The sequence below is a fragment of the Escherichia sp. SCLE84 genome (genome assembly GCF_012584495.1).
Classification (GTDB): Bacteria; Pseudomonadota; Gammaproteobacteria; order Enterobacterales; family Enterobacteriaceae; genus ECMA0423.
Map to the genome: position 1 here is coordinate 2,415,207 of NZ_CP051430.1, position 12,708 is coordinate 2,427,914.

Here is a 12,708-nt window from a genome sequence, read left to right on the forward strand (position 1 = left end):
CAGATATCACGCCCTTTAATTTGGAAATAAAACTTTAATCACCAATATTGAAAATGTCACACGCAGATAAATCCAACTTTCAATATTGTTAAGTTCCTCACCAATATTGAAAACATGGCGTAGCAAAAAGAAATTTTCAATATTGCTTTATGGATCACCAATATTGAAAGTCAGATGCTATTTTTTTACTCACAACACAACATAACAAACTGATTAATAATCAAAATTAACGAGAAAAGCGCCCTCTATTCACCCGAAACAAAAATGTGATAACAATCACAGAATGCAGCTTATTGAATACCCATTATGAGTTAGCCATTAACGCGTCCACGAGGTTAATAATAATTATATTAAATGTTAACAAAAATAAAACAAACGGGAACGCAAAATAAATATTCGTTTTCACAGTGGAATTAACTCATGAAGAATGAAAAGAGAAAAACGGGAATAGAACCGAAGGTTTTCTTTCCGCCGTTAATAATCGTCGGCATACTTTGTTGGCTTACAGTCAGAGATCTGGATGCAGCGAATGTCGTTATTAATGCTGTATTCAGTTACGTCACCAATGTATGGGGATGGGCATTTGAATGGTATATGGTGGTGATGCTTTTCGGTTGGTTCTGGCTGGTGTTTGGCCCGTATGCCAAAAAGCGTTTAGGTAACGAACCACCTGAATTTAGTACCGCCAGTTGGATCTTTATGATGTTCGCCTCCTGTACGTCTGCTGCCGTACTGTTCTGGGGATCGATTGAGATCTACTACTACATCTCCACCCCGCCGTTTGGCTTAGAACCGAACTCGACAGGGGCGAAAGAGTTGGGGCTGGCTTACAGCTTGTTCCACTGGGGACCTCTGCCGTGGGCCACTTACAGCTTCCTTTCAGTCGCCTTCGCTTACTTCTTCTTTGTCCGCAAAATGGAAGTGATTCGCCCCAGCTCGACACTGGTGCCGCTGGTAGGTGAAAAACACGCCAAAGGGTTGTTCGGCACTATCGTCGACAACTTCTATCTCGTCGCCTTGATCTTCGCGATGGGTACCAGTCTGGGCCTTGCCACGCCGCTGGTGACCGAGTGTATGCAATGGTTGTTTGGCATTCCGCATACCCTGCAACTGGACGCTATCATCATTACCTGCTGGATTATCCTCAACGCCATTTGCGTCGCTTGCGGTCTGCAAAAAGGGGTACGTATCGCCAGTGACGTGCGTAGTTACTTGAGCTTCCTGATGCTGGGTTGGGTGTTCATTGTCAGCGGTGCCAGCTTCATCATGAACTACTTCACCGATTCGGTGGGGATGTTGCTGATGTATCTGCCGCGCATGTTGTTCTATACCGATCCCATCGCTAAAGGCGGCTTCCCGCAGGGCTGGACCGTGTTCTACTGGGCATGGTGGGTGATTTATGCTATCCAGATGAGTATCTTCCTCGCCCGCATCTCCCGTGGTCGTACTGTGCGTGAACTGTGCTTCGGCATGGTGCTGGGGCTGACAGCGTCAACCTGGATCCTGTGGACTGTACTCGGTAGTAACACTCTGCTGTTGATAGATAAAAACATTATCAACATTCCAAATCTGATCGAACAGTACGGTGTGGCGCGCGCCATTATCGAAACCTGGGCCGCTCTGCCACTCAGCACCGCCACCATGTGGGGCTTCTTCATCCTCTGCTTTATTGCCACCGTTACGCTGGTTAACGCCTGCTCTTATACCCTGGCGATGTCCACTTGCCGCGAAGTACGCGATGGTGAAGAACCACCGCTGCTGGTGCGTATCGGTTGGTCAATTCTGGTTGGCATTATCGGTATTGTTTTGCTGGCGCTCGGCGGCCTGAAACCGATTCAAACTGCCATTATCGCCGGAGGATGCCCGCTGTTCTTCGTCAACATTATGGTGACGCTCTCCTTTATTAAAGACGCGAAACAGAACTGGAAAGATTAATTAACCCCCAAAATATCAAGAGGTTGAAAGATGGATTTTAATTTAAATGATGAGCAGGAACTGTTTGTCGCCGGTATCCGCGAACTGATGGCCAGCGAAAACTGGGAGGCCTATTTTGCCGAGTGCGACCGTGACAGCGTCTACCCGGAACGTTTTGTCAAAGCACTGGCGGATATGGGTATCGACAGTCTGCTGATCCCTGAAGAGCACGGTGGTCTGGACGCGGGGTTTGTTACTCTCGCCGCCGTGTGGATGGAGCTGGGACGTCTGGGGGCACCAACCTATGTACTGTACCAGTTGCCGGGCGGGTTCAACACCTTCCTGCGCGAAGGCACACAAGAGCAGATCGACAAGATTATGGCTTTCCGCGGCACCGGTAAGCAGATGTGGAACTCAGCGATTACCGAACCGGGCGCGGGCTCCGACGTGGGTAGCCTGAAAACGACTTATACCCGTAGAAATGGTAAGATTTATCTTAATGGTAGTAAGTGTTTTATTACCAGCAGCGCCTACACCCCGTACATCGTGGTGATGGCGCGCGACGGGGCTTCTCCGGACAAACCTGTCTACACCGAATGGTTTGTTGATATGAGCAAACCGGGCATCAAAGTGACCAAACTTGAAAAGCTCGGTCTGCGTATGGATAGCTGCTGTGAAATCACCTTTGACGACGTGGAACTGGACGAGAAAGACATGTTCGGTCGGGAAGGTAACGGCTTTAACCGCGTCAAAGAAGAGTTCGACCATGAACGTTTCCTGGTAGCCCTGACCAACTACGGTACGGCGATGTGCGCCTTTGAAGATGCGGCGCGCTACGCCAACCAGCGCGTGCAGTTTGGCGAGGCTATTGGTCGTTTCCAGTTGATTCAGGAAAAATTCGCCCACATGGCGATCAAATTAAACTCCATGAAAAACATGCTGTATGAAGCAGCGTGGAAAGCAGACAACGGCACCATCACCTCTGGCGATGCAGCGATGTGCAAATACTTCTGCGCCAATGCGGCATTTGAAGTGGTGGATAGCGCAATGCAGGTGCTGGGCGGTGTCGGGATTGCGGGCAACCACCGCATCAGCCGCTTCTGGCGTGACCTGCGTGTAGACCGCGTCTCCGGGGGATCTGACGAAATGCAGATCCTGACGCTGGGTCGTGCGGTGCTGAAGCAATACCGCTAAGTCAATGCGCTGCCTGATGCGACGCTGATGCGTCTTATCAGGCCTACGGGAGCACGAATGTAGGCCGGATAAAGCGTTTACGCCGCATCCGGCAGTCATGCGCTACATAAATTTTTCAGGAGCAAATAATGGATCATCTACCCATGCCGAAATTCGGGCCGTTGGCCGGATTGCGCGTTGTCTTCTCCGGTATCGAAATCGCCGGACCGTTTGCCGGGCAAATGTTCGCAGAATGGGGCGCGGAAGTTATCTGGATCGAGAACGTCGCCTGGGCCGACACCATTCGCGTTCAACCGAACTACCCGCAACTCTCCCGCCGCAATTTGCACGCGCTGTCGTTAAATATTTTCAAAGATGAAGGCCGCGAAGCGTTTCTGAAATTAATGGAAACCACCGATATCTTCATCGAAGCCAGTAAAGGTCCGGCCTTTGCCCGTCGTGGCATTACCGATGAAGTACTGTGGCAGCACAACCCGAAACTGGTTATCGCTCACCTGTCCGGTTTTGGTCAGTACGGCACCGAGGAGTACACCAATCTTCCGGCCTATAACACTATCGCCCAGGCCTTTAGTGGTTACCTGATTCAGAACGGTGATGTTGACCAGCCAATGCCTGCCTTCCCGTATACCGCCGATTACTTTTCTGGCCTGACCGCCACCACGGCGGCGCTGGCAGCACTGCATAAAGTGCGTGAAACCGGTAAAGGCGAAAGTATCGACATCGCCATGTATGAAGTGATGCTGCGTATGGGCCAGTACTTCATGATGGATTACTTCAACGGCGGCGAAATGTGCCCGCGCATGAGCAAAGGTAAAGATCCCTACTACGCCGGTTGCGGTCTGTATAAATGCGCCGACGGCTACATCGTGATGGAACTGGTGGGCATTACCCAAATTGAAGAGTGCTTTAAAGATATTGGCCTCGCACATCTACTCGGTACGCCGGAAATCCCGGAAGGCACTCAGCTTATCCACCGTATCGAATGCCCTTACGGCCCACTGGTAGAAGAAAAACTCGATGCCTGGCTGGCGGCACATACCATCGCAGAAGTTAAAGAACGCTTTGCCGAACTGAATATCGCCTGTGCCAAAGTACTGACCGTACCGGAACTGGAAAGCAATCCACAGTATGTTGCCCGTGAATCAATCACTCAGTGGCAAACGATGGATGGTCGCACCTGCAAAGGGCCGAACATCATGCCGAAATTCAAAAATAACCCCGGACAAATCTGGTGCGGAATGCCCTCACATGGCATGGACACGGCTGCCATTTTGAAAAATATCGGCTACAGCGAAAACGACATTCAGGAGTTGGTCAGCAAAGGTCTGGCCAAAGTTGAGGACTAAACGCGTGGCGTCAGTCGGCTTGCCTGACTAGCGCCCGCCCAATAACAAACGAACAAAAATGGATAGAGGTGCAATGGATATCATTGGCGGACAACATCTACGTCAAATGTGGGACGATCTTGCGGACGTTTACGGTCATAAAACGGCGCTGATTTGTGAATCCAGCGGCGGAGTCGTTAACCGGTATAGTTATCTTGAGTTAAATCAGGAGATTAACCGCACGGCAAACCTGTTTTATACGCTGGGGATTCGCAAAGGCGACAAGGTTGCACTACATCTCGACAACTGCCCGGAATTTATCTTTTGCTGGTTCGGGCTGGCAAAAATTGGCGCGATTATGGTGCCGATTAACGCCCGCCTGTTACGCGAGGAAAGCGCGTGGATCCTGCAAAAAAGCCAGGCGTGCCTGCTGGTGACCAGTGCGCAATTCTATCCTATGTATCAACAGATTCAGCAGGAAGATGCCACTCAATTGCGGCACATTTGCCTGACAGATGTGGCACTTCCCGCTGATGATGGCGTGAGTTCGTTTACTCAACTGAAAAATCAACAACCTGCCACCTTGTGCTATGCACCGCCGCTATCGACTGACGATACGGCGGAAATTCTCTTCACCTCCGGCACCACCTCCCGACCGAAAGGTGTGGTGATTACCCATTACAACCTGCGCTTCGCTGGATATTACTCCGCCTGGCAGTGTGCACTGCGTGACGATGACGTCTACCTGACGGTAATGCCTGCGTTTCATATCGATTGCCAGTGTACTGCGGCGATGGCGGCGTTTTCTGCCGGGGCCACCTTTGTGCTGGTCGAGAAATACAGCGCCCGCGCCTTCTGGGGACAGGTGCAGAAGTACCGCGCCACCATTACCGAATGTATTCCGATGATGATCCGTACGTTGATGGTGCAGCCGCCTTCAGCGAACGATCGGCAACACCGCCTGCGGGAAGTGATGTTTTATCTCAACTTGTCGGAGCAGGAAAAAGATGCGTTTTGTGAACGCTTCGGCGTTCGCTTGCTGACGTCTTATGGGATGACGGAAACCATTGTGGGCATTATCGGCGATCGCCCTGGCGATAAACGACGCTGGCCGTCGATTGGTCGGGCGGGGTTTTGCTACGAAGCGGAGATCCGCGACGATCACAATCGCCCGCTCCCGGCAGGTGAGATCGGTGAAATCTGTATTAAAGGCGTACCAGGGAAAACCATCTTCAAAGAGTATTTTCTCAACCCGAAAGCCACTGCGAAAGTGCTGGAAGCCGACGGCTGGCTACATACCGGCGATACCGGATACTGCGACGAAGAGGGCTTTTTTTATTTCGTCGATCGCCGCTGCAATATGATCAAACGCGGTGGCGAGAATGTCTCCTGCGTGGAGCTGGAAAATATCATCGCCACCCATCCAAAAATTCAGGATATCGTGGTTGTGGGTATTAAAGATTCGATTCGCGATGAAGCCATCAAAGCATTTGTGGTGCTGAATGAAGGTGAAACATTGAGCGAAGAGGAATTTTTCCGCTTCTGCGAACAAAATATGGCGAAATTTAAAGTGCCCTCTTATCTGGAGATCAGAAAAGATCTGCCACGTAATTGCTCGGGGAAAATAATTAGAAAGAATCTGAAATAAATGAAACAGCAGGGAACTACCCTGCCAGCTAATAATCACGCTATAAAACAATATGCATTTTTTGCAGGGATGTTGTCGTCCCTGAAAAAGCAAAAATGGAGAAAAGGAATGAGTGAATCATTACATCTGACCCGCAATGGATCAATTCTGGAAATTACCCTTGATCGTCCAAAAGCGAATGCTATTGATGCAAAAACCAGCTTTGAAATGGGCGAAGTATTTCTAAATTTCCGTGACGATCCGCAATTACGTGTCGCCATTATTACCGGTGCCGGAGAGAAGTTCTTTTCCGCGGGCTGGGATTTAAAAGCGGCAGCAGAAGGCGAAGCACCGGATGCTGACTTTGGCCCGGGTGGATTTGCGGGATTAACCGAAATTTTCAATCTCGACAAACCGGTTATCGCAGCTGTGAACGGCTATGCCTTTGGCGGCGGCTTTGAACTGGCGCTGGCGGCAGATTTTATTGTTTGTGCCGATAATGCCAGCTTCGCCCTGCCGGAAGCCAAACTGGGCATCGTTCCTGACAGCGGCGGCGTGCTGCGTCTGCCGAAGATCCTGCCGCCTGCCATCGTCAATGAAATGGTGATGACCGGCAGACGAATGGGCACAGAAGAGGCGCTGCGTTGGGGGATAGTCAACCGCGTGGTTAGCCAGGCGGAACTGATGGATAACGCCCGCGAACTGGCGCAGCAGCTGGTTAACAGCGCCCCGCTGGCGATTGCGGCGCTGAAAGAGATCTACCGCACCACCAGCGAAATGCCGGTAGAAGAAGCGTATCGCTATATTCGCAGCGGCGTGTTGAAACACTATCCGTCGGTTCTGCATTCGGAAGATGCCGTTGAAGGGCCGCTGGCGTTTGCCGAGAAGCGCGATCCGGTATGGAAAGGACGTTAACAACCGTGAGCTATTACGCCTTTGAGGGGTTAATTCCGGTGGTTCACCCGACGGCGTTTGTCCATCCCAGTGCCGTCTTGATTGGCGATGTGATTGTGGGAGCCGGTGTCTACATCGGCCCACTCGCCTCACTGCGTGGTGACTACGGGCGGTTGATCGTGCAAGCGGGAGCCAATATTCAGGATGGCTGCATTATGCATGGCTACTGCGACACTGACACCATCGTTGGGGAAAACGGCCATATCGGGCACGGAGCGATCCTGCATGGTTGTGTGATTGGTCGCGATGCATTGGTCGGGATGAACAGCGTGATTATGGATGGCGCGGTCATTGGCGAAGAGAGCATTGTTGCCGCCATGAGCTTTGTCAAAGCAGGCTTTCACGGCGAGAAACGCCAGTTGTTGATGGGTACGCCAGCCCGCGCTGTACGCAGTGTTAGTGACGACGAGTTACACTGGAAACGGTTGAATACCAAAGAGTATCAGGATCTTGTCGGGCGCTGTCATGCATCGTTACATGAAACACAGCCACTGAGGCAAATGGAGGAAAATCGCCCCCGTTTGCAGGGGACGACGGATGTGACGCCTAAACGGTGATCTTGCCGGATGCGACCTGGTTGCTGGATAAGATGCTACAACATCGCATCTGGCAAGCAGGACGCCCGGTATCAACGAGATAAAATTAACGACGCATACTCTTTGACAACATCATCTGCCACTTCTGCTCGCGGTTAAGTTCCGTGAGCGGAACGGCAGGAATACGCGGCGTCTTTCTTACGCCGACTAATTTATCCCGGCTGTTATTGCGCAGGCGCGCGTAAATTTGCTCATCGATATCGACCACTTTTACCAGTCGCTGGCACTGGCATCCCCGTCCTTCCAGCTTATTAGGGATCATCTTAACTTCGCAGCTTATTTCTGCGACTTCCGACAGAATATAAGTCAGGGTATTAACCGCCTTGCTGTGTTCAATATCGAAATGAATAGAGATCTCTCTTGCTATCACCCACCGATTTTCAGCCATCATCCATTCGGCGATTAACAAGTAGAGTGGTTTTTCAACATATCCTTCACACATACGAACTCCAGTTTCACAAATTAAAAGTCTGGCTATGACTCGTTTTGAAGCAATTAAACAAGGCCATATTAAAATTGTGGATATATCGATAGTATGCAACTTCACCGTCGATAAGTGTGAGCTAAATCCTGCTTATGTCATCAAAAATATCGATTCCCCAAAAGATTTACTTAATGGGCAAAAAAAACGGTCCTCATCAGAGAACCGTATTACTTATTCGATCAAATTAGCGGATGAAAAATATCCGCCATGACACGCTATTATTTGATCTGCGCGTGCATTTCCTGCACCGAAATTACTTTTTCGGTCGCGTCGGCATTCAGCGCCATCGCGGTAGCGAAACCACCGTTCAGGGTGGTGTCATAATGCACTTTATATTGCAGCGCACTGCGACGGATCACGCGGGAGTCTTCAATCGCGCGACGGCCTGAAGTGGTGTTGATGATGTAGGTATATTCGCCATTCTTGATGCGGTCCTGAATGTGCGGACGGCCTTCATGCACCTTGTTCACCAGACGCGGATTAATGCCCGCTTCGCCCAGCACAATCGCCGTGCCGTGGGTCGCATCCAGCTCGAAGCCCTGTTTCAGCAGTTTTGCCGCCAGGTCCACCACGCGTTCTTTATCGCCTTCGCGCACGGAAAGCAACGCACGACCGTGTTTCTTCATGGTGGAGTTGCTGCCCAGCTGCGCTTTGGCAAACGCTTCAGCGAAGGTGCGGCCCACGCCCATCACTTCCCCGGTGGAGCGCATTTCTGGCCCTAACAGCGGGTCAACACCCGGGAATTTATTGAACGGCAGCACCACTTCTTTCACCGAGTAGTACGGCGGGATAACTTCTTTGGTTACGCCCTGCTCAGCCAGCGATTTGCCAGCCATCACACGCGCCGCCACTTTTGCCAGCGGTACGCCGGTGGCTTTGGAGACGAACGGAACGGTACGCGCCGCACGCGGGTTAACTTCAATCAGGTAGACTTCGTTGTTTTTCACCGCAAACTGCACGTTCATCAGACCGCGCACCTGCAATTCGAAGGCCAGTTTCTGCACCTGCTGGCGCATCACATCCTGAATTTCCTGACTTAAGGTGTAGGCTGGCAGAGAACATGCGGAGTCACCGGAGTGCACGCCCGCCTGCTCGATGTGCTCCATGATGCCGCCAATCAGCACCATTTCGCCGTCGCAGATGGCATCCACGTCAACTTCTACCGCGTCATCAAGGAAGTGATCCAGCAACACTGGCGCATCGTTAGACACGCTGACCGCCGTCTGGAAGTAGCGACGCAGGTCAGCTTCGTCATAGACGATTTCCATCGCCCGACCGCCGAGAACGTAAGACGGACGTACCACCAGCGGGTAGCCAATCTCTTTCGCCTTCTCTACCGCCATTTCAATAGCGGTAACGGTGGCGTTCGCCGGTTGTTTCAGTTTCAGACGCTCAACCGCATGCTGGAAGCGTTCACGGTCTTCTGCACGGTCGATAGCATCCGGGCTGGTGCCGATAACCGGTACGCCAGCAGCTTCCAGCGCGCGCGCCAGTTTCAGCGGGGTCTGACCGCCGTACTGAACGATAACGCCTTTCGGCTTCTCAATACGCACGATTTCTAGCACATCTTCCAGAGTTACCGGCTCGAAGTAGAGGCGATCGGAAGTGTCGTAGTCGGTGGAGACGGTTTCCGGGTTACAGTTAACCATAATGGTTTCGTAACCGTCTTCGCGCAGCGCCAGCGAGGCGTGTACACAGCAGTAGTCGAATTCGATACCCTGACCGATACGGTTCGGGCCGCCGCCGAGAACCATGATTTTTTCACGGTCGGTAGACGGATTCGCTTCGCACTCTTCTTCATAAGTGGAGTACATGTAAGCGGTGTCGGTGGCGAACTCTGCCGCACAGGTATCCACGCGCTTATAAACCGGGTGCAGGTCATACTGGTCGCGCAGCTTGCGGATTTCCGCTTCGCGCACGCCCGCCAGTTTTGCCAGACGCGCATCGGCAAAGCCTTTGCGTTTCAGCTGGCGCAGGAATTCAGCGTTCAGGCCAGTGATGCCCACTTCCGCTACTTTCTCTTCCAGACGCACCAGTTCTTCAATCTGTACCAGGAACCAGCGGTCAATATTGGTCAGGTTGAACACGCCGTCCACAGACAGGCCCGCACGGAAGGCATCGGCGATGTACCAGATACGCTCTGCGCCAGCATCTTTCAGTTCGCGACGGATTTTGGTTAACGCTTCCGGGTCATCGAGGCTCACTTTCGGGTCGAATCCAGTCGCACCGACTTCCAGGCCGCGCAGCGCTTTTTGCAGGGATTCCTGCTGCGTGCGACCAATCGCCATCACTTCGCCAACCGATTTCATCTGAGTGGTCAGACGGTCGTTAGCACCAGCGAATTTTTCGAAGTTGAAGCGAGGAATTTTAGTAACCACATAGTCGATGGACGGCTCGAAGGAGGCCGGAGTACGTCCGCCAGTGATGTCGTTCATCAGTTCGTCGAGGGTGTAACCCACCGCCAGTTTCGCCGCCACTTTAGCAATCGGGAAACCGGTCGCTTTCGACGCCAGCGCCGAAGAACGGGACACGCGTGGGTTCATTTCGATAACAATCAGGCGACCGTTTTTCGGGTTCACCGCAAACTGGACATTGGAACCACCGGTTTCAACGCCGATTTCACGCAGCACCGCCATCGAGGCGTTACGCATGATTTGATATTCTTTGTCGGTCAGCGTTTGGGCTGGCGCGACAGTGATGGAGTCACCGGTATGGATGCCCATCGCATCAAAGTTTTCGATAGAGCAGACGATGATGCAGTTGTCGTTTTTATCACGCACCACTTCCATCTCGTACTCTTTCCAGCCGATCAGCGACTCATCAATCAGCAGCTCTTTGGTTGGGGAGAGATCCAGACCGCGGGCGCAAATTTCTTCAAACTCTTCGCGGTTATAAGCGATACCGCCGCCGCTACCGCCCATGGTAAAGGATGGGCGAATAATGCACGGGAAGCCCACGTCAGCGGCAACCGCCAGCGCTTCTTCCATCGTGTGTGCGATACCGGAACGCGCGGTTTCCAGACCAATTTTCTTCATCGCTACGTCGAAACGACGGCGGTCTTCTGCTTTATCAATCGCATCGGCGGTCGCACCAATCATAGTCACGCCGAACTCTTCCAACACGCCCTGACGCTCCAGCTCCAGCGCGCAGTTCAGCGCCGTCTGACCGCCCATCGTTGGCAGCACCGCGTCCGGGCGCTCTTTTTCAATAATCTTGCGTACTACTTCCCAGTGAATCGGCTCGATGTAGGTCGCATCGGCCATTTCCGGGTCGGTCATGATGGTCGCCGGGTTGGAGTTCACCAGAATGACGCGGTAACCCTCTTCGCGCAGGGCTTTACATGCTTGCGCGCCAGAGTAGTCAAACTCACACGCCTGACCGATAACAATCGGGCCCGCACCCAGAATCAGGATACTTTTTATATCTGTACGTTTTGGCATGGCTCTTTTACTCCTGATTACTTAGCGGTTTTACGGTACTGCTCAATTAACTCGATAAAGTGGTCGAACAACGGCGCTGCGTCGTGTGGCCCAGGGCTGGCTTCCGGGTGACCCTGGAAGCTGAACGCCGGTTTATCAGTGCGATGAATGCCCTGTAACGTACCGTCGAACAGGGATTTATGCGTGACACGCAGGTTTGCAGGTAATGTTGCTTCATCCACCGCAAAACCGTGGTTCTGGGCGGTGATCATCACCACGTTTTTCTCCACATCTTTAACCGGATGGTTGCCGCCGTGGTGACCAAATTTCATTTTGACAGTCTTCGCACCGCTCGCCAGCGCCAGCAGCTGATGACCGAGGCAGATGCCGAATACCGGAATATCGGTTTCGAGGAATTTCTGGATGGCGGTAATGGCGTAATCGCACGGGGCCGGGTCGCCAGGACCGTTGGAGAGGAAGATGCCGTCTGGATTCATTTTCAGCACATCTTCCGCAGAAGTTTGCGCCGGAACGATGGTCAGGCGACAGCCTCTATCCACCAGCATCCGCAGGATGTTGCGCTTGGCACCAAAATCATAAGCCACGACGTGGAACGGCAGCTCGTCTTCTTTTTTCGCTTCTGGCAGGCCGCCGGTCAACGTCCAGCTCCCTTGTGTCCAGCTATAGGCTTCTGCGGTGGTCACTTCTTTTGCCAGATCCATGCCATTCAGACCTGGGAACGCGCGGGCTTTTTCTAACGCCAACGCCGCATCCGGGTTATCGCCTGCGATAATGCAGCCATTCTGTGCGCCTTTCTCGCGCAGTAAACGCGTCAGCTTACGGGTATCGATATCGGCAATCGCCACGATGTTATGGCGCTTCAGGTAAGAAGAAAGGTCTTCGGTATTACGGAAGTTGCTGGCAATCAGCGGCAGATCGCGAATCACCAGACCTTGTGCATGTACCTGAGAAGATTCTTCATCGGCGTCATTAGTGCCGACATTGCCAATATGGGGATAAGTAAGAGTAACGATTTGACGAGAATAGGAAGGATCAGTGAGGATTTCTTGATAACCGGTCATTGAAGTATTGAAAACGACTTCCCCAACCGCCGAACCTGTTGCCCCTATGGCCCGACCGTGAAACTGGGTTCCGTCTTCCAGAACCAATAGCGCTGACTTAATCAAAACACCCT

Annotated in this window: 9 protein-coding genes; 6 read left to right on the forward strand and 3 right to left on the reverse strand. The window is 52.2% G+C overall.

Annotated features, from left to right (window positions below; translation table 11 throughout):
- The first annotated feature begins 420 nt into the window (after positions 1–420).
- The 6 genes from caiT (at position 421) to caiE (ending at position 7,571) form a co-directional block, all read left to right on the forward strand.
- Positions 421–1,935, forward strand: a complete 1,515-nt coding sequence (gene caiT / locus HGD79_RS11855) for an L-carnitine/gamma-butyrobetaine antiporter (protein ID WP_000787103.1) — start codon at positions 421–423, stop codon at positions 1,933–1,935.
- 30 nt (positions 1,936–1,965) lie between these two features.
- Positions 1,966–3,108 (forward strand): crotonobetainyl-CoA dehydrogenase, encoded by a 1,143-nt coding sequence (gene caiA / locus HGD79_RS11860; protein ID WP_000347117.1) that lies wholly within the window; start codon positions 1,966–1,968, stop codon positions 3,106–3,108.
- A 128-nt stretch (positions 3,109–3,236) separates the two neighbouring features.
- Positions 3,237–4,454 carry an L-carnitine CoA-transferase gene (gene caiB, locus HGD79_RS11865; RefSeq protein WP_168848403.1) on the forward strand — a complete coding sequence of 406 codons (1,218 nt, stop codon included), beginning with the start codon at positions 3,237–3,239 and terminating at the stop codon, positions 4,452–4,454.
- A gap of 73 nt (positions 4,455–4,527) precedes the next feature.
- Positions 4,528–6,081 carry a crotonobetaine/carnitine-CoA ligase gene (gene caiC / locus HGD79_RS11870; protein ID WP_168848535.1) on the forward strand — a complete coding sequence of 518 codons (1,554 nt, stop codon included), beginning with the start codon at positions 4,528–4,530 and terminating at the stop codon, positions 6,079–6,081.
- A gap of 108 nt (positions 6,082–6,189) precedes the next feature.
- Positions 6,190–6,975 carry a crotonobetainyl-CoA hydratase gene (gene caiD / locus HGD79_RS11875; RefSeq protein WP_000004404.1) on the forward strand — a complete coding sequence of 262 codons (786 nt, stop codon included), beginning with the start codon at positions 6,190–6,192 and terminating at the stop codon, positions 6,973–6,975.
- A gap of 5 nt (positions 6,976–6,980) precedes the next feature.
- Positions 6,981–7,571, forward strand: coding sequence for a carnitine operon protein CaiE (caiE, locus tag HGD79_RS11880; RefSeq protein WP_000122876.1), 591 nt, complete (start codon positions 6,981–6,983; stop codon positions 7,569–7,571).
- Positions 7,572–7,656: 85 nt separating this feature from the next.
- Here the strand turns inward: caiE and caiF are convergent, their stop codons facing one another.
- From caiF to carA, 3 genes are all read right to left on the reverse strand, one after another.
- Positions 7,657–8,052 carry a carnitine metabolism transcriptional regulator CaiF gene (gene caiF / locus HGD79_RS11885; RefSeq protein ID WP_000333120.1) on the reverse strand — a complete coding sequence of 132 codons (396 nt, stop codon included), beginning with the start codon at positions 8,050–8,052 and terminating at the stop codon, positions 7,657–7,659.
- Between the two features lie 260 nt (positions 8,053–8,312).
- Complete coding sequence (gene carB / locus HGD79_RS11890; RefSeq protein WP_001126376.1) at positions 8,313–11,534, reverse strand: carbamoyl-phosphate synthase large subunit; 3,222 nt, start codon at positions 11,532–11,534, stop codon at positions 8,313–8,315.
- A gap of 17 nt (positions 11,535–11,551) precedes the next feature.
- A complete protein-coding gene (carA, locus tag HGD79_RS11895) occupies positions 11,552–12,700 on the reverse strand; it encodes a glutamine-hydrolyzing carbamoyl-phosphate synthase small subunit (RefSeq protein ID WP_000597260.1) in 1,149 nt (382 codons plus the stop codon).
- Positions 12,701–12,708: the final 8 nt, after the last annotated feature.

Excerpts from the sequence above, each read along its gene's own strand:
- carB (WP_001126376.1), bottom strand. The coding sequence starts at position 11,534 with ATGCCAAAACGTACAGATATAAAAAGTATCCTGATTCTGGGTGCGGGC.
- caiB (WP_168848403.1), top strand. The coding sequence starts at position 3,237 with ATGGATCATCTACCCATGCCGAAATTCGGGCCGTTGGCCGGATTGCGC.
- caiA (WP_000347117.1), top strand. The coding sequence starts at position 1,966 with ATGGATTTTAATTTAAATGATGAGCAGGAACTGTTTGTCGCCGGTATC.
- caiT (WP_000787103.1), top strand. The coding sequence starts at position 421 with ATGAAGAATGAAAAGAGAAAAACGGGAATAGAACCGAAGGTTTTCTTT.
- caiD (WP_000004404.1), top strand. The coding sequence starts at position 6,190 with ATGAGTGAATCATTACATCTGACCCGCAATGGATCAATTCTGGAAATT.
- caiF (WP_000333120.1), bottom strand. The coding sequence starts at position 8,052 with ATGTGTGAAGGATATGTTGAAAAACCACTCTACTTGTTAATCGCCGAA.
- caiC (WP_168848535.1), top strand. The coding sequence starts at position 4,528 with ATGGATATCATTGGCGGACAACATCTACGTCAAATGTGGGACGATCTT.